The organism is Pseudomonas sp. ABC1 (assembly GCF_013395055.1).
Classification (GTDB): domain Bacteria; phylum Pseudomonadota; class Gammaproteobacteria; order Pseudomonadales; family Pseudomonadaceae; genus Stutzerimonas.
The window spans coordinates 1353096-1370543 of the sequence record NZ_CP058349.1; the positions used below are offsets into that span (position 1 = coordinate 1353096).

Genomic DNA, 17448 nt, shown 5'->3' on the forward strand with positions numbered 1-17448 from the left:
CAATCCACGACCTCACCAGAACAAAAATAGGCCGCAGCACGCCTCGCGGCCCACGGGAGTGCCCATGACCCGTCATGCCCTGGAAACCGCCCCGAGCGACCTTGCCGCCTTCGTCGCCGATCACTTTCCCGGTCGAGGCATCAGCCCCGACGGGTTGATCGCCCGCTCCTGGTACCGCAGCGTCATGCAGCACCGCCTCGACCCCCATGGCCAGGCCGAGAAGACCGTCCTCACTGCCGCGGAAATCCGCGAACACCAGTTGCAGCACCAGGACTACCTGGCCATCGCCGGCCAGGGCCTGAGCGGGCTGGCCAAGCGCGTCAACCCGGCCGGTTTCGCCGTGCTGCTCAGCGACGAACAGGGCGTGACCCTGGACACCCGACTGCCCCGCCAGCAGGAAACCTACACCCGCGCCGGCCTGATGGTCGGCACCCGCTGGGACGAATCCATCGCCGGCACCAACGGCATCGGCACCACCCTGGCAGCGGGCCAGCCGATGACCATCCATCGGCAGGAACACTTCCTGGTGTCCAACTTCCGCCTGAGCTGCTCGGTGGCACCGATCTACGATGCACAGAACAATCTGCGCGGCTGCCTGAACGCCACCTGCCTGAACAGCGACGGCCCCAAGGAATCGCAATACCTGACCCTGCAACTGGTGATCCTCTACGCTCGCCTGATCGAGAACGCCAGTTTCCGCCAGCGCTACCGCGACCGGCTGACGCTCTCCCTCAAGGCCCACGAAGACATCGCCGACCTGGCCAACGAGCAACTGCTCGCGCTGGACGAACAGGGCCGCATCATCGGCGCCAACCACGCAGCCTTCACCACTTACCAGCAACAGCACCATCTTGATCTGCTTGGCAGTTCCATCGAACAACTGCTGCCGGCTGGCATCGACGAACTGCTGAGCCTGAGCCACGGCGGCGCACGGGGCGTACGGCTGCGCGCCCGGATCGACGAAGGGTTGCTGGACATCGGCCTGCGCACGCCGGCCACGCCGAGCAGCCGCAGCACCGTGGCCAGGCGTCCCCAGGCGCATGACCACCCCGGGCTGGAGCGGCTGGCCGGCGGCGATGCCCGCCTGCAAGAGGGCGTGCGCCGGTTGCGCAAGGTGCTGGACAAGGACATCGCCATCCTCATCAACGGGGAAACCGGCACCGGCAAGGAAGCCTTCGCCCGCGCCATCCACCAGGCCAGTGCCCGGCACAATGGCCCGTTCGTCGCGCTCAATTGCGCGGCGATTCCGGAAAGCCTGATCGAGAGCGAACTATTCGGTTATCGCGGCGGTAGCTTCACCGGTGCTAACCGCAAGGGCATGAAGGGCAAGCTGGAACTGGCCAATGGTGGCACGCTCTTTCTCGACGAGATCGGCGACATGCCGGCGCACTTGCAGACACGGCTGCTGCGGGTACTGGCGGAACGGGAAATCCTCTCCCTCGGGGCCGAGTCACCGACGCCGCTGGATATCCAGGTGATCTCCGCCACCCACCAGGACCTGGCCAGCATGATCCAGGGCAAGCAGTTCCGCGAAGACCTGTTCTACCGCCTTGGCGGCATGACCCTCAACCTGCCACCGCTGCGCGAGCGCAGTGACCGCGATGCCCTGGTCGACAGCCTGCTACGCGACCTGGCGCCCGGCCTGCTGCTGGACGACGATGCCCGTGCGCTGCTGCTGCGCCAGGCCTGGCCCGGCAATATCCGCCAGTTGCTCAACAGCCTGCGCTACGCCACGGCCCTGGCCGAGCAGGGGCGCATCAGCCTGGACTGCCTGCCACCGGAACTGCAACAAAGCGGCAGGGCGGCGAATCCTCCCCAGTTGCTCGATGGCCCGTCCGGCTCGGCACACGATGAGGCCAGCCAGTTGCAGGAGACCCTGCGCGAGCGGCGCTGGAATATCAGCGCCGTCGCTGCGGACCTCGGCATCGCCCGCTCCACCCTGTACCGGCGCATGAAGAAGCACGGCATCGTGCCACCCAACGATTACCCGTGAAGCGGCAAGCCTCAGGCCTGAGGCTTGCCGTCCGGGTCACTCCTGCGCGTACACCACATGGGTATGGGTGTATTCGTACAGCCCGTGCTTGCCATCCGCGCCGCCGATACCCGACTTGCGCGTGCCGGCATGGAAGCCCTGCATCGCCTCGAAGTTCTCGCGGTTGATATAGGTCTCGCCGAAGTCCAGCTCGCGACTGGCCTTGAGGGCGGCGCTGAGGTTGCGCGTGTAGAGGGACGAGGTCAGCCCGTAGTCGCTGTCGTTGGCCAGCGCGATGGCTTCGTCCAGGCTGTCGACGATCTGGATCGGCAGCACCGGGCCGAACACCTCCTGGCGCATGATCTCCATCTCGGCGCGGCAACCGGCCAGCACCGTCGGTTGGTAGTGGAACCCTTTGCCCAGGTCCGCCACCGCCCCACCCGTCACCACCTGGGCACCCTGCCCGACTGCCGTGCGCACCATCTGCGCCACCTTGTCGAGACCGGCCTGGTTGATCAGCGGCCCCATGTCCAGGTTGGCATCGACCTGCGGGTCACCGTAGCGCGTCGCAGCCATCGCCGCACCGATGCGCTCGATAAAGGCATCGGCCACCTTGCGCTCGACATAGACGCGCTCGGCGCAGTTGCACACCTGTCCGCTGTTGATCACCCGCGAGGCCTTGATGGCATTCACCGCCAGTTCCAGATCGGCATCGGCCAGCACGATGGCCGGTGCCTTGCCGCCCAGTTCCAGGTTCAGCTTGGTGATGTTTGGCGCGGCGGCGGCCATGATCCGCGAGCCGGTGCCGACGCTGCCGGTGAAGCTGATCAGGTCGACGCCGGCATGACTGGTCAGCGCACTGCCCGCCCCCGCGCCTGTGCCGCCGACCACGTTGAACACGCCGCTCGGCAGGTCGGTTTCCGCAACCAGACGGGCAAATTCGAAGCAGTTGATCGGTGTTTCCTCGCTGGGCTTGATGACGATGGTGTTGCCGGTCAACAAGGCCGGCGCCATCTTGCGCGCGATAAGAAAGAACGGGAAATTCCACGGCAGGATGCCGGCCACCACACCCAGCGGCTTGCGCAACAGGAAGATATGCTCGCCGGCACGATCGCTGGTCAGCACCTCGCCTTCCAGGCGGCGCGCCCACTCGGCCATATAGTCCAGGTAATCGGCGGTGAAGTTGACTTCGACCTCCGCCAGCGCCGGCACCTTGCCCTGCTCGGCGGTGATGATGCGCGCCAGCCGTCCGGCATTGGCGCGCACCTTTTCCGCAATGCGCCGCAGGTAGCCGGCCCGCTCTATCGCAGGCTTGGCCGCCCAGCCTTTCTGCGCAGCACGGGCGACAGCGATGGCGCGGTCGACCTGCGCGGTCGAGGCCTCGGGAATGCGTGCCAGCAACTCGACATTGGCCGGGTTGCGTACGTCGATCAGGTTGTCGCTGCCGACGAAGGCATTATCGATGTAGTTCTGGTAGACGGTGATATCGCTCATGGTCGTTCTCACTCTGAAAATCCGGACAGGCGTGCGCCGTGGCGGCACACGCCGGGACAAGGGTCACTCGGGTTTGAAACGCGTCCAGGCATCGCCCTCCTGCTGCAGGTCGTGGGCGCGCTTGATCAGGTACTGATGAATCTGGCCGACCTGCTCGGGGGTGAAGGCATCGGCGAACGACGGCATGCCATCGGGGATGCGTCCGCCGAACAGCGTGCCGAGGAAGCGCTGGTGCTCCTCTTCGGGCAGCTTGCGCAGGTCGGGCAGGACGCCACCGCTCACCGCATGGATGCCGTGGCACTGCGAGCAATGCGCGTCATACAGCTTGCCGCCCGTCTCCACGGTCGCCGCATCGCCTGTCAGGGGCGGTGGCTTGGGCGCATCCGCTGGCGGGCTCGGCTCACGCAGCTTGGCCGTGCCGCCAAGCTTGTAGGTCAGCACCTGGGCGAACGGCTGCACCCCGGCACGCAGCGACAGCGCGCCGGCGAAGGTGGAAAAGGCACCGCCCCAGCCGGCCATGAAGGTGACGTACTGTTCGCCATCCACCGAATAGGTGATCGGCGCCGCCATCACACCGCTGGCCGCCGGCTGCTCCCAGAGTTTGCGTCCGCTGTCGGCGGCATAGGCGATCACCCGGCCATCGGCACTGCCCTCGAACACCAGATTGCCGGCAGTGGTCAGGGTGCCGCCGTTGAAAATGGTCACATAGGGCACTTCCCAGGCCGGAGCCTGTTTGACCGGGTCCCAGGCGATCAGCTTGCCGGACCAGGTCTTGGCCATTTCCAGCAGTTCATCGGCGCCCTCGGGCATCATCCCGGTCTTGAGGCCGAGCTGGTACATGCTCTTGAACGGGTTGCGCTTGGGCGCATCCGGAATGTGCTCGTAATAGGCCGACATGATGTGCGCCGGGATATAGACCAGCCCGGTCTGCGGGTTGTACGACATCGGATGCCAATCGTGGGCGCCCCAGAAACCGGGCGTGATCAGCTTGCGCTTGCCGTCCTTCCAGTAGGCCGCCGCCTCGTCATCGACGATGGGCCGGCCGGTCTTCATGTCGATGCCCTTGGCCCAGTTGATCGGCACGATGTTCTCCGCCGAGATCAGCTCGCCGGTGGCGCGGTCGATGACATAGAAGAAGCCGTTCTTCGGCGCCTGCATCAGCACCTTGCGCTCGCGGCCGTCGATCTCCAGCTCAGCCAGGATCATGTGCTGGGTCGCGGTGTAGTCCCAGGCGTCGCCCGGCGTGGTCTGGTAGTGCCAGGCGTATTCGCCGGTGTCGGCATCGACCGCGACGATGGAGGACAGGAACAGGTTGTCGCCCTTGGCCTGGCTGCGCCATTTCGGGTCCCAGGTCGAACCGTTGCCGACGCCGATATACAGCAGGTTCAGCTCGGGGTCGAAGGCGAAGGAGTCCCAGGCGGTACCGCCGCCGCCCTGCTCGACGAACGCATCGCCGTACCAGGTCTTGGCGGCGATCTCCATGGCACGGTCCTCGGGCGGCAGCTTCGGATCGCCCGGCACGGTGTAGAAGCGCCAGGCCTGCTCGCCACTCTCGGCATCGTAGGCAGTGACATAGCCGCGCACGCCAAACTCAGCGCCGCCGTTGCCGATGACGACCTTGCCGTTCACCACCCGTGGCGCGCCGGTGATGGTGTAGCTGCGCGAATGATCGGCGCGGGTGTCCACCGACCAGACACGCTGGCCGGTACGGGCATCGATGGCTTCCAGGCGGCCGTCCAGCACGCCGACATAGACCTTGCCCTGCCACACCGCGACGCCCCGGTTGATCGCATCGCAACAGGCCTCGCCAGCGCGGCTGCGGTCCGACTGCGGGTCGTACTTCCAGATCAGCTCGCCACTCCTGGCATCCAGCGCGTACACCACCGAAAACGGCCCGGTGGTGTACATCACGCCATCGACGACGATCGGCGTGGCCTCCACGCCCCGGTCGATGTCCAGCTTGTAGCTCCAGGCCAGGCCGAGCTGGTCGACGTTGCGCTCGGTGATGTCCTTGAGCGGGCTGTAGCGCTGCTCGTCATAGGTACGCCCGTGGCTCATCCAGTTACCCGGTTCCTGATCGGCGGCGATGATGCGCTGGCCATCGACATTGGCGGGCCGTTCGCCCGCCTGGGCGGCAGGCAGCCCCGTCGCCAGCAGCAAAGCGACGAACAATGCGCAGGGGCGAAGCCGAAAGGTGGATTGCCAGCCGGACGGCGGGCAGTTGGAAGGCATGGGGAGGCCAATCGCTCTCATGGGGTTTCTCCGATTATTGTTATCGCCCTGAGCTCGAATCAGGGGTTGGGAGAAACAGAGCAACCGCTGTGCCAGCTCCGTCTTTCAGGGCACAGACCGCATGGAGCGTGGTGTTCAGGGGAGTGTCAGGGAGAAGGCACCTGCCACGAGGCGCTACAGCTGTAGCGCTCACCGCAACAGCTGTAGCGAAGAGCGCTACAGAGGCCAACGCATGCGTCTACCCCCTCTCCCGCTTGCGGGAGAGGGCTGGGGAGAGGGCAACAGACGCAAGAGCCCTCTCCCCCGGCCCCTCTCCCATAAATGGGCGAGGGGAGCAAAGCCGCATGCGACTGGCCCGATGGACGGCCCTCCTGGAAGTCAGGGCGTCAGGTAGGAGGAACGGGTCAGCCCCAGGCGCAGGGCGTCGATGTACTGGGTGCGCTCCCGGGCGCCGAGCCGGGCGCTGGCCACCTTGTCGCGGTAGTAGGTCATCAATTCCTCGGGTGACAGGTGCACGTAGCGCAGCATGTCCTCGATGGTGTCGTGGGTCTCGATGCCGGCGTGGTAGTGGCTGCCGTCCTCACGTTGGTAGACGTTGACCGAGTCGGTGTCGCCGAACAGGTTGTGCATGTCGCCGAGGATTTCCTGATAGGCGCCGACCAGGAACACACCGAGGAAGTATTCCTCGCCGGGCCGCACCTCGTGCACCGGCATGCTGCTCTCGATGCTCTGCTCGTCGATGTACTGCTTGACCTTGCCGTCCGAGTCGCAGGTCAGGTCCTGCAACACGGCGCGGCGCACCGGCTCCTCGTCCAGGCGCTGCAACGGCACGATCGGCAGGATCTGCTCGATGGCCCAGGTATCCGGCAGGCTCTGGAACACCGAGAAGTTGCAGATGTACTTGTCCGCCAGTTTGTCGTTCAACTCGTCGAGCACCGCACGGTGCGAGCGCTGGCGCGCCTTGAGCTGGTTGTACAGGCGGCGACAGATGGCGTAGTAGCTCTGCTCGGCCAGCGCCTTCTGCGCCAGCGACAGCTTGCCCGACGCGTACTGGGCGCCGGCCTCGCTCAGGTAATGGGTGGCGCGCCAGTAGGTCTCGGTGACCATCTCCGGGTCGGTCGGGCCGAGCAGGTCGACCAGCGACTGGACGATCTCCGGCAGCTCCAGCCCCGCGTCGATCTGCGGCACCTCGTCGTTGTGCCGTTCGATGTCGGTCACCTGCATCACCAGCACCGCATGGTGCGCGGTCATCGCCCGCCCGCTCTCGGAGAAGATATGCGGGTGCGGCAACTCCTGGCGGTCGCAGAACTCCTTGAGCATGCCGACCACGGTGCCGGCGTAGTCGTCCATGTCGTAGTTGATCGAGCTGGCATTGCGCGAATGGGTGCCGTCGTAGTCCACCCCCAGCCCGCCGCCGACGTCGATATGGTCGACCGGCAGCCCCAGGGCGCGCAGTTCCGCGTAGTAGCGGATGGCCTCGCGAAAGCCCTGGCGGTAGTCGGCCAGGTTGGCGATCTGCGAGCCCATATGGAAGTGCAGCAGGCGGATGCCCTGGTCGATACCCGCTGCGCGGAAGCGCTCGATCACCGTCAGCAACTGCGCGGCGGACAGACCGAACTTGGAGCGCTCACCACCGGTGTCCGCCCACTTCGACGAGGCCAGCGAGGACAGGCGCACACGCAGGCCGATCTGCGGCGTGACCTTGAGCTCGGCGGCTTCCTCGATCAGCAGCGCCACCTCGGACTCTTTCTCGATGACGATGAACACGCTGTGCCCGAGCTTCTGCCCGATCAGCGCCAGACGGATGAACTCACGGTCCTTGTAGCCGTTGCAGACGATGGTGCCGCCCTTCGGCGCCAGCGCCAGTACCGCCATCAGCTCGGGCTTGGAGCCCGCCTCCAGGCCGATGGAGACGTTCTGCGTGGCGATGATGTTCTCCACCACCGCCTCCTGCTGATTGACCTTGATCGGGTACAGCGCGGTGTAGCGCGCACCGTACTCCAAGCGCTGGATATTGGCGTCGAAAGCGCCGGTGAGCTGGCGCACACGGTCCTGCAGGATATCCGGGAAGCGCACCAGCAGCGGCAGCGACAGCCCGGCCTCGCGCAGTTGCTCGATCAGCGCGGTGAAGTCGATCGGCGTGCCCTGTGGGCCGCGCGGCAACACCTCGACCCGACCGGCGTCACTGATCGCGAAATACCCGGCGCCCCAATGGCGAATACCGTAGACACTGCGGCTGTCCGCAGCGGTCCATTGGCTACCATCGTCTTTGCGCGTACGTCTTGCAGGCATCTAAGCCTCCTTCCAAATGAGTGCACACAGGGGTTGGACCGGGTAAACGGGCAAACGCCTCAACCGCCGGACTTCTTCGCCTTGAAACCGCGTTGCAGCAACTCGTCGATCAGCACCTGGACATGATCGCCCTGGATCTCGATCACCCCGTCCTTGAGCGAGCCACCTGTACCACAACGGCGTTTCAGTTCGCCTGCCAGCGCCTTCAACGCGTCGGGCAGCAGGGGCACGCCAGCGATGGTGGTGACTGTCTTGCCGCCACGCCCCTTGCTCTCGCGCCGCACACGGGCGATACCATCGCCTTCCGGCAGCTTCGGCGGCTCGGACTGGGGCCGCTGCCGACCGCCGTCGGTGGAATACACCAGAGTTCCCAGATCGGAAAAAGAACTGCCCTTCTTAGCCACGTTCACCTCGCTCACCCGCCAGTGTTTCGCTGAAACGTCTCATAACCGGCCATTCGGAAGATAGGGCGTCGGATCGATCTCGCCGTCGCGCTGCAGGATCAGGTCCAGCAGCACCTGGCAGGACGCCGGCGCCAGCACCAGGCCATTGCGGAAGTGCCCGGTGTTCAGCCAGAGCCCTTCGTGGCCTTCGACCGGCCCGATATAGGGAATCCCCTCCGGCGAGCCAGGGCGCAGTCCCGCCCAGTGCTTGACCACCGTGGCACCGTCCAGTGCCGGCAGCAGTTCGCAGGCCGAAGCCTTGAGGCTGAGCAACGCCTCCTCCGACGGTTGCTTGTCGAAACCGACATCCTCCAGCGTGCTGCCGACCAGGATATGCCCGTCGCGCCGGGGAATGGCATAGCGACCATGGGCCATCACCATGCTCGGCAGGAAGTCCTTGTCGCACTTGTAGAGAATCATCTGCCCTTTCATCGGTTTCACCGGCAGGTAGATGCCCAGGCCGGCCAGCAACTCGCCACTCCAGGCTCCCGCAGCCACCAGCACGCGCTGCCCGCGCACCTCGCCCTTGAGCGTATCGACACCCACCACGCGCGAACCTTCGCGGACGAAGCCCTTGACCTGGCAATGCTCCAGCACCCGCGCATTCGGCAACTTGAGCAGCGCGGAACGCAGCGACTGCAACATCCTCGGATTGCGCACATTGGCCACGCCATCCATGAAGATCGCCGAGGAAAAACCCGCACCAAGCGGCGGTACGGCCTGCTGCACCGCCTCCATCGCGACCTTGCGCAGCGGCCGCTGCTGACGCTCGGCCCAGGCCAGCGCCTCGGCCTCATCCTCGAGGTCCAGCCAGTACAGGCCGGTTTCATGCACCTGCGGGTCGATGCCGGTCTCCGCCAGCAGTTCGGCCCCCAGGCGCGGGTAGTAGGCTTGCGACCAGTGCGCCAGCGCCGTCACCGCCTCGCTGTAGCGCCAGGGATAGAGCGGCGAAACGATGCCCCCCCCCGCCCACGACGACTCACTCCCCACCGAACCCGCTTCCAGCACTACCACGGGCTCCCCCGCCTGCGCCAGGCAATAGGCCGACAACAGGCCTATGACACCAGCGCCTACTACAACTGTTTCTCTATTCACACATCCCCCGTTACCTGCGTCACATTTCCGCGATTCACACCTCGAGCGAATGACGAACCGGGCTACAACACAGGACCCACGACAAAAAATATTGGCAGGCGAACATGATACGTCCAAAGCACCCACGGTATGAGCGGCAACTTGCCTTCACCCTTGGGGAATTGCTGCTGGTCCTCGCGCTGCTCGGCACGCTGGTCGGCCTGGGCACCCAGCCACTGCTGCAGATGGTCACGCAACATCGCCAGCAGGCCGTGCTCGCACAGTTGCGCAACACCCTGCAGCACGCACGCGCCCAAGCCGTGCTGGGCGGCGACAGCGTCGAACTCTGCGGTTCGGCACAGGCCGAGGGCTGCGATGACGACTGGGCCGCCGGCTGGACGTTGCACCGACCGGCACAGAATGAAGTGTTGCTGCATCACCGACTGGCGACCCGCGAGCCTCTGCGCTGGAGCGGTTTCGCCCGGCGCGTGCGCTTCCTGCCCAATGGCACCAGCCCCACGGGCAACGGGCGTTTCTACCAGTGCCGAAGCGGGAAAGTCGCCTGGCAACTGGTCCTCAACCGCCAGGGACGCCTGAAAACGACGACCCCGCAGGAAAACAGCGCCAAGGCCGAACTGTGCACCCCGCCCACGCGGTGAATACGCCAAAACCTCGACTGCATCACGGAAAAGCATGCACCACCCCGCAATAATCCACGCATGCCCAAGCAAGGATTGCGCGATGGCCACTTCTCCCTACAGGCAAGGCTTCAGCCTTGTCGAACTGCTGATGACCCTGCTCCTGACCAGCACCGGACTGCTCGGTCTGGCGGCCCTGCAAGGCAAGGCGATACGTCACACCCTGATGGCGACCCAGCACCAGAGCGCCATCCTCCTGGCCCAGGACCTGTTGGAGCAACTGCGCGCCGATGCCGCCAACGCGCCGGCCTATCACTTCGAGCGACTGCCCGCCAGCGACGTCGCATTGGACGATTGCCAAGCTTCGGGATCTCCCTTGACGATCGCCCAGCGAATCGCTTGCTGGGCGCTGGACGTGGAAAACAAGCTCGCAGCGGCCCGGGCACTGGAACACGAATTCCACTTGTGCCACTCGTCACAGTCAGGCCTCTGCAACGGCGGTTCGTCATTGGAACTGCAACTGGCCTGGCAGCCCGCCGGCAATGGCTGCGCGTTACCGGGCGAACAGCCCACAGCCACCTGCCGCTATCGCCTGAGAACCGAGCCATGAGTGGTCTGAACGCCCAAGCCCGAGAGCGCCAGGCGGGCCTCTCGCTGACCGAACTCCTGCTCTGCCTGGCCATCGGCAGCAGCCTGTTGCTCGGCATCAGCCAACTCCATGCCGAGACCCGACTCCATTACCTGCGCCAGCAGAACCAACTGGAACATCTCGAAGACAGCCGCCATCTCTTCCTCCTGCTGGAACAGGAAATAGCCAAGGCAGGCTACAGGCGCCAACCCGACCAGGCCGTCGAAAACATCTTCTCCGCCCAGCAATTCAGCGCGGCCGGCAAGCACTGTGCCTTGGCGAGCGGCCAGACCATCGCCCATATCGACGACAGCAGCTTCTGCCTGCGTTACCAGCCTGCGCTCCCAGGCAGTCATGGCTGCGATGGCAAAGCCATCGACAACGTCCCGCCGTCACCCTACAGCACCTACCCAGGCCAACCCGTCATATCCCTGTTCTCATTCGACGCCCAGACCCACGAACTGCGCTGCAACGGCGACGCCATCGCCCAGGGCATAGAACGTTTGCGCTTCGAATATGGCGCCTCCAATGGCGGAGATACCGCAGGCCTCCACTTCAATAGCACCCCCACCCCAGGCCAGACGATACGGGCCATCCGCTACCGTGCCTGCCTGGTCAGTACACAAAAGGCCGGAAGTCCGCCGAGCCTGGATGCGACCTGCGCCGACAAGACCGATGCCCAACCTGGTAGGCACCGGCCCCGCGACTTCGGCGTCACCCTGGCCCTGAGGAATATCCAGCCATGAACGCCCGATCATCGCAGCACCGGCAAGCCGGCATGACCCTGCTACCGGCCCTGGCACTCCTGCTGGCACTCACCGCCCTGATCAGCGCGGGCATACGCAGTGCCGCCCTGGAGACACGCCTCAGCGCCCATTTCGGCGAGCGACAACGACTGCTGGCCGCTGCCGAGGCCGGCCTCAAGGCAGCGGAATGGCAGACAAGCCAGGCTGTGCCCCTGGAGCCCCAGCAAACCTGCTCCGCCCATTGCCTGCTCGCGCGCCAACCGCACTACCAGGCCGATTTCAGCGTGCGCAAGGTGTATCTGCCGAATGGCTCGGAGGTGATCGGCCCGCAGGTCCACTGGTACGCACTGGCCATACCAGGCAGCGAGCAGCGGGCGGAGACGGAAAACCCCGAGTACGGCGATCCCCTGCTGGGAACGGGCACCTTCCACTATGAAATGAACAGCCGCGCCGAGCAGGGCAAACGCTCGATCACCCTGCGCTCCACGCTGCGGGTCAGTACACGGGGGCGCGTCGAAGATGAAACGCCTTGAACGCCCCTGCCGACTGATGCGATGCACCCTGTCGATCATGGCAGTCGTGGCCTCGATAATCGGCCAGGTCGGTGCCGACACGCTACAAACCGCACCGGCCCGTCCAGACGTGGCGGCCCGGATGACGCCGGATGGACTGGCCTACAGCGTCTACAGCAGTGGTTTCTCCTGCACGGACTGGACAGGCGACCTTCAGCGACACCGCTGGACGGCCAATGGCTCGAACAGCCGCCAGTGGTCTGCCAGGGAGCGCAACCAGGGCGCTCGGCTGAATATCAGGATCGCCGACACGACAGCGGACAGCGGCCTCAAACCCTTCACCTGGGACAACCTGGATAACGAGCAGCAGAGCATACTGCACAGAAACCCCGAGGCTGCATCAGCTCTTCCAGATGGCCGTGGCCGGGAGCGCCTTGAATACATTCTTGGAGAGCGCCAGCACGAGGGCACCGGACAGGCCCCGTTTCGCCAGCGCGCCAGCATGATCGGCGCCATCCACAATGCCAGCCCCGTCCTTGTGTCGCCGCCGCCCTACCTGGCTCACCTGGCCGATGCCATCGAGAACCGCGAACCCCGCGACAGTTACCGCAGCTACGATGGGTTTCGCCAGTCGCCTTCGGGAACAGGTCCGCGCAGGCAGCGCCTCTACATCGGCGCCAATGACGGCATGCTGCATGGCATCGACGCGGAAACCGGCCTTGCCGAATTCGCCTTTATCCCCAGCGCGGTCATGGCCAACCTGTACCGGCTGACCGACAGACGCCTGGGTGCAAACCAGCCTGCCTTCTTCGTCGATGGCTCGCCGGTTGTACGGGATGCCTACTTCGGCGATGTCATCGGCTGGCGTAGCGTGCTGGTCGGCACCCTGGGGGCCGGAGGACGCGCCCTCTTCGCCCTGGACATCACCGATCCGGATGCCATCCGCTTGTTGTGGGAGTTCGACGACAGCGCCGAGCAAGGCGATCCCGACCTTGGCTACAGCCTGCCGCGCCCCGAGATCGTCCGCCTGCACAGCGGCCAGTGGGCCGTATTGCAAGGTAACGGCCCTGGCAGCCACCATGCACGGGCGGCACTGCTCGTCATCGACATCCGCAGCGGCCGCCTGCTTGCCAAGCTGACGACACCCTCGACCGACGCATCGCCCAACGGCCTCGGCAGTGTCCGCGCCGCCGACAACAACAGTGACGGCCTGGCCGACTATGCCTACGCAGGCGACCTGCAAGGCAACCTGTGGCGCTTCGACCTGATACCTACAGGCAGGCCCGCCCGTGAAAGCGAGACGGACCCGCTCGCGCCATCCAGCATCGGCCCGGTGCAGCCCTCGGACTTCAAGCTTGCCTACCAGGCCTCCCCGCTGTTCAGTGCCCATGATGCTCAAGGCCGGCGCCAACCCATCCTGTTGCCGCCCACCTTGATCCGCCATCCGGAAGGACTGGGCTACCTGATTCTGCTGGGTACCGGCAGGCGCCCCATCGGCCAAGACGAGACCGAACCGGCACCGGACGCGAGCCTCTACGCCATCCACGACCGCAAGACCAAAGGCCAGGCGACCCGGCAAAGCGATACCGGCGCCAGACGCAGCAACCTGCTCAGCCAATACCTGGGCACCGGGCAAGGCCCATCGCACGACGAACCGCCAGCCGCGCACCGGGGCTGGAAACTCGACCTGCCGACAGAGGGCGCCGGAACAGGCGGCCAGATCATCGCCGGCATGACCCGCCACCATCACACCCTGCTGTTCAGCAGCCAGTCGCACGACCCGCTCGCCTGCACGAACGAGTCCCCGGCACGGATTCATGCCATAGATGCCCGGAACGGCGGCCGCATCGAGAAGATCGCTCCCGACAGCGGCCATACGGCTGCGGTCGCCCTTGAAAGTACAGGGGCCGGATTCACACTGGCCAGCGGAGGGATGCTGTTCGTCAACGTAGGCTCTTCCATCACAGGCTACGACCTGAGCGAAGAGATAGACCCTGTTCAACGGCAGAGCTGGATGATGCTCCCGGAGGGATACCGATGAGCGCCACCAACCGAACGCCAGCAGCCGGCTTCAGCCTGATCGAGTTGCTGGTCGTCCTGGCCATCGTGGCGACGCTGGTCACACTCGCCTATCCCGACTACAGGCATTACCGACTGCAGGCCTTGCGTAGCGAAGGGCGCAGCCTGCTGCTGGAACTGGCGGCACGCCAGGAGGCCAGCTTCGCCCATTCCAACCGCTATCTCACCGATGAAACCGACCTGAGGCATCTGGGCCTGGCGGTATCGAGCCACGGGCATTACCAGGCGGTGGTGAACGAGGGGCCGGGAGGCTACCGACTCTTGGCGATCCCGCGCGTGCATGACCCCGACTGCGGCACGCTCAGCCTCGACGCACTGGGCAGTCGCAGCCACAGCGGCCAGGGTGACCTGAAACGATGCTGGGGGTAATCAATCAGTGACGAGCGAACACCAACACCTTCAAGCCGGCCTCGGGATCGATGTCCTCGAACTCGGGCGGGTTATCCAGGCGCTGGCAGAACTGCAACTCAGGGGCTTCCTGCGCCATGCCCTCGATCAGGAAAGATGTCGCGGTCGCCGGATCGTTGACACAGGCCAGCACCTGGCCCTGCTCGCTCAGCAGTTCGGGAAGGCGTCGCAGGATCTTCTGGTAATCCTTGCCCAAGGCGAAGCTGCCCTTCTGGAAAGACGGCGGGTCGATGATGATCAGGTCGTAGGGGCCGAGTCGATTGACCTTGCCCCAGGATCGGAACAGTTCATGTCCGAGAAAGCTCACTCGGCTCAGGTCGTGATCGTTCAGACGATGGTTCTCGCGCCCGCGCGCCAAGGCCGCCCGGGCCATGTCGAGGTTCACCACCTGCTCGGCACCACCGGCAATCGCCGCGACCGAAAACCCGCAGGTATAGGCGAACAGATTCAACACCCGCCGCCCCGCCGCCTGCTCCCGAACCCAGCGCCGCCCATAGCGCATGTCCAGGAACAACCCGATATTCTGGTTACGCCCGAGGTCCAGGCGAAATGCCAGGCCATCTTCACGCACCTGGCAGCCTTGCTCTTCGTCGCCCAGCAGCCAGCGGGTCGTACTGTCCGGGCGATAGCGCTGCTGCACCAACAGTGCATGCGCACCACTGATGTGCCAGGCCTGGGAACGGGTCAGCTCGAGCAGCATCCGTTCCAATGCAGCCAACTGCTCCGGCAGCGGTTCACGGAACAGGGCGACCAGTACCCGTCCCTGCAACCAGTCCACCGTGATCTGCTCCAGCCCCGGCCAGCGTCTGCCACGCCCATGGAACAGCCGCCGTACCTCATCCGGCACCGAGGCCAGGGCCTGTGTCAGATGCTGCTGCAGGAAACCAAGGGCGTCGGGGGTCATGAGCAAGGCCAGGGCATGGAGGGGGGCGTATTGTACTGTGCAGGGGAACGGCGTGCGCGGACGTGGAGCATCGCGAGTCCACCGCCACCGAATGCCGCGAAAACACACAAGAGACATGGGGATACAAGCCGTCGACGGCGGCGACTTACCGGTATAATCGCCACCAGACGGCCCCCAGGGCCTTATCCGCAGCAACCCACACAGAGACCATGATGGACGAATTCGAAGCCATCCGCCCTTACAACGACAGAGAAGTCCCCGCAGTCATGTCGCGTCTTTTCGCCGACCGCGAGTTCCTCGATATCCTCGCCCGCTTCCGCTTCCCGAAGCTCGCCGGGCCGCTGGGCTGGCTGCTCAAACCCCTGATTTCGCGGAAACTGCACAAGGAATTCGATGGCATCCACTCGGTGGACATGCTGCAGCAGCGCATAGAGTCCTATGTGGAGCGCACCATCTCCCGCGCCACCGACGGGGTGACCTACTCGGGCCTGGATGGCCTGCAAATCGGCCAACCCTACCTGTTCCTGGCCAACCACCGGGATATCGTGATGGACCCGGCGTTCGTCAATTACGCGCTCTTCCAGACAGGTATGCGCACCCCGAGGATCGCGATTGGCGACAACCTGCTGCAACGTCCCTTCGTCAGCGACCTGATGCGCTTGAACAAAAGCTTCATCGTGCAACGCTCGCTCACCGGGCGCCGGGAAAAACTGGCGGCCTACCAGACGCTCTCCGCCTACATCAACCACTCGATCCGCAACGATGGCGAGTCGATCTGGATCGCCCAGGCCGAAGGGCGCGCCAAGGACGGTGACGACCGCACCGACTCGGCGATCCTCAAGATGCTGCACATGAGCCGCAAGGACGAAGTCTTCGCCGAGACCCTGGCGGCCCTGCACGTGGTGCCGGTGTCGATCAGCTACGAATACGACCCCTGCGACCAGGCCAAGGCCCGCGAACTGTTCATCCGAGCCAGCACCGGTAGCTACCAGAAGACGCCGGGGGAAGATGACACCAGCATCGCGCTCGGCATCACCGGCTACAAAGGCAGGGTCCATGTGCACTTCGGCCAGCCGGTGGGCGCACCCGAGGAAGACGCCAAGCAACTGGCCAACGCCATGGACCAGCAGATATTGTCAGGTTACCGGCTGTTCCCGGCCCACTACCTGGCCTATGCCAGTTGGGATGAGCGCGACCCGCAACTGGACGTGCCGGACATCTCGGCACTGTTCTCCAGCGATGAACTGGGACGTGCCCAGGCTGAATGGAACAAACGCCTGCAAGCCTGCCCCGCCGAACATCGCCCTTACCTGATCCAGCAGTACGCGACACCCGTTCGCAACCAGTACCGGGTCAAGGCCGGGCTGCCGCTCTAGCAGGCCGTTGAAAAAAGACCTGCTGGCAAGTCGCTCGCAGGGCGCACCAGAGCGGCGCGCCCTGTGGTTTCAGACAGAACGGCCTCAGTTGGACAGTGCCTTCTGCACCGCCTCGATCAGTTGCGGATCATCCGGCTTGACCTTGCTCGAGAAACTGGCGACTACCTGCCCGTGGCGGTCGACCACGTACTTGTAGAAGTTCCAGCTCGGCGCCTTGCCGGCCTGCTCGGCCAGTTCGCGGAACAGCGGCGTGGCATCGCGGCCGCGCACGGGTTGGGTCTGGGTCATGGTGAAGGTCACACCATAGTTGACGTAGCACACTTCGGCCGTCTTCTCGGCGTCATTGTCCTCCTGGAAAAAATCATCCGAAGGCACGCCGACCACTTCCAGCCCATCCGCCTTGAAGCGCTGGTAAAGCGCCTCCAGTCCCTTGAACTGCGGTGTGAAACCACAGTGGCTGGCGGTATTGACCACCACCAGCGCCTTGCCATTGAACTGCTCGCAGAAGTTGACGATCTCCTTGGAGCGGAGCTTGGGCAGCTCATGTTGCAGCAATGCAGGGCATTCGCCAGCCAGGGCAGCACCGCTGGCACACGCCAGCGCCAGCGTGACGAAGACTCTTGATACGGCCATGAAAACCTCCGGGGTGG

At 65.0% G+C, this 17448-nt stretch carries 15 protein-coding genes; 8 read left to right on the top strand and 7 right to left on the bottom strand.

Annotated features, from left to right (window positions below):
* Window positions 1-64: 64 nt before the first annotated feature.
* Complete coding sequence (locus HW090_RS05945; RefSeq protein ID WP_179112614.1) at window positions 65-1993, top strand: sigma-54-dependent Fis family transcriptional regulator; 1929 nt, start codon at window positions 65-67, stop codon at window positions 1991-1993.
* Between the two features lie 36 nt (window positions 1994-2029).
* Here HW090_RS05945 and aldA read toward each other — a convergent pair whose 3' ends face one another.
* The 5 genes from aldA to thiO all read right to left on the bottom strand — a co-directional run bounded on the left by aldA (window position 2030) and on the right by thiO (window position 9528).
* Complete coding sequence (aldA, locus tag HW090_RS05950) at window positions 2030-3466, bottom strand: aldehyde dehydrogenase (protein ID WP_179112615.1); 1437 nt, start codon at window positions 3464-3466, stop codon at window positions 2030-2032.
* Window positions 3467-3529: 63 nt separating this feature from the next.
* The gene (locus HW090_RS05955) at window positions 3530-5719 is read right to left on the bottom strand and encodes a PQQ-dependent dehydrogenase, methanol/ethanol family (protein ID WP_179112616.1); all 2190 of its coding nucleotides are present in this window, start codon (window positions 5717-5719) and stop codon (window positions 3530-3532) included.
* 357 nt (window positions 5720-6076) lie between these two features.
* Window positions 6077-7990 (bottom strand): arginine decarboxylase, encoded by a 1914-nt coding sequence (speA, locus tag HW090_RS05960; RefSeq protein ID WP_179112617.1) that lies wholly within the window; start codon window positions 7988-7990, stop codon window positions 6077-6079.
* 59 nt (window positions 7991-8049) lie between these two features.
* Window positions 8050-8394 carry a translation initiation factor Sui1 gene (locus tag HW090_RS05965; protein ID WP_179112618.1) on the bottom strand — a complete coding sequence of 115 codons (345 nt, stop codon included), beginning with the start codon at window positions 8392-8394 and terminating at the stop codon, window positions 8050-8052.
* Between the two features lie 39 nt (window positions 8395-8433).
* A complete protein-coding gene (thiO, locus tag HW090_RS05970) occupies window positions 8434-9528 on the bottom strand; it encodes a glycine oxidase ThiO (RefSeq protein WP_179112619.1) in 1095 nt (364 codons plus the stop codon).
* Window positions 9529-9632: 104 nt separating this feature from the next.
* Here thiO and HW090_RS05975 point away from each other — a divergent pair, with 104 nt between their 5' ends.
* The 6 genes from HW090_RS05975 (at window position 9633) to HW090_RS06000 (ending at window position 14479) form a co-directional block, all read left to right on the top strand.
* Entirely contained in the window at window positions 9633-10166 is a 534-nt protein-coding gene (locus HW090_RS05975; RefSeq protein ID WP_179112620.1) for a GspH/FimT family protein, read from the top strand.
* A gap of 82 nt (window positions 10167-10248) precedes the next feature.
* Window positions 10249-10755, top strand: coding sequence for a type IV pilus modification protein PilV (gene pilV, locus HW090_RS05980; protein WP_179112621.1), 507 nt, complete (start codon window positions 10249-10251; stop codon window positions 10753-10755).
* Window positions 10752-11519 carry a prepilin-type N-terminal cleavage/methylation domain-containing protein gene (locus tag HW090_RS05985; protein ID WP_179112622.1) on the top strand — a complete coding sequence of 256 codons (768 nt, stop codon included), beginning with the start codon at window positions 10752-10754 and terminating at the stop codon, window positions 11517-11519. Before pilV ends, HW090_RS05985 begins: the two co-directional genes overlap by 4 nt.
* Window positions 11516-12052 carry a PilX N-terminal domain-containing pilus assembly protein gene (locus HW090_RS05990; protein WP_179112623.1) on the top strand — a complete coding sequence of 179 codons (537 nt, stop codon included), beginning with the start codon at window positions 11516-11518 and terminating at the stop codon, window positions 12050-12052. Before HW090_RS05985 ends, HW090_RS05990 begins: the two co-directional genes overlap by 4 nt.
* On the top strand, window positions 12039-14072 hold the full coding sequence (locus tag HW090_RS05995) for a pilus assembly protein (RefSeq protein ID WP_179112624.1): 2034 nt from the start codon (window positions 12039-12041) through the stop codon (window positions 14070-14072). The genes HW090_RS05990 and HW090_RS05995 overlap by 14 nt, the downstream gene beginning before the upstream one ends.
* The gene (locus HW090_RS06000; RefSeq protein ID WP_179112625.1) at window positions 14069-14479 is read left to right on the top strand and encodes a type IV pilin protein; all 411 of its coding nucleotides are present in this window, start codon (window positions 14069-14071) and stop codon (window positions 14477-14479) included. Before HW090_RS05995 ends, HW090_RS06000 begins: the two co-directional genes overlap by 4 nt.
* Window positions 14480-14483: 4 nt before the next feature.
* Here HW090_RS06000 and HW090_RS06005 read toward each other — a convergent pair whose 3' ends face one another.
* Entirely contained in the window at window positions 14484-15422 is a 939-nt protein-coding gene (locus HW090_RS06005) for a class I SAM-dependent methyltransferase (RefSeq protein ID WP_179112626.1), read from the bottom strand.
* Window positions 15423-15631: 209 nt separating this feature from the next.
* On the opposite strand from HW090_RS06005, the gene HW090_RS06010 reads away from it, so the two are divergent.
* Complete coding sequence (locus HW090_RS06010; protein WP_179112627.1) at window positions 15632-16798, top strand: 1-acyl-sn-glycerol-3-phosphate acyltransferase; 1167 nt, start codon at window positions 15632-15634, stop codon at window positions 16796-16798.
* Window positions 16799-16882: 84 nt separating this feature from the next.
* Here HW090_RS06010 and HW090_RS06015 read toward each other — a convergent pair whose 3' ends face one another.
* Entirely contained in the window at window positions 16883-17431 is a 549-nt protein-coding gene (locus tag HW090_RS06015; protein ID WP_179114842.1) for a glutathione peroxidase, read from the bottom strand.
* Window positions 17432-17448: the final 17 nt, after the last annotated feature.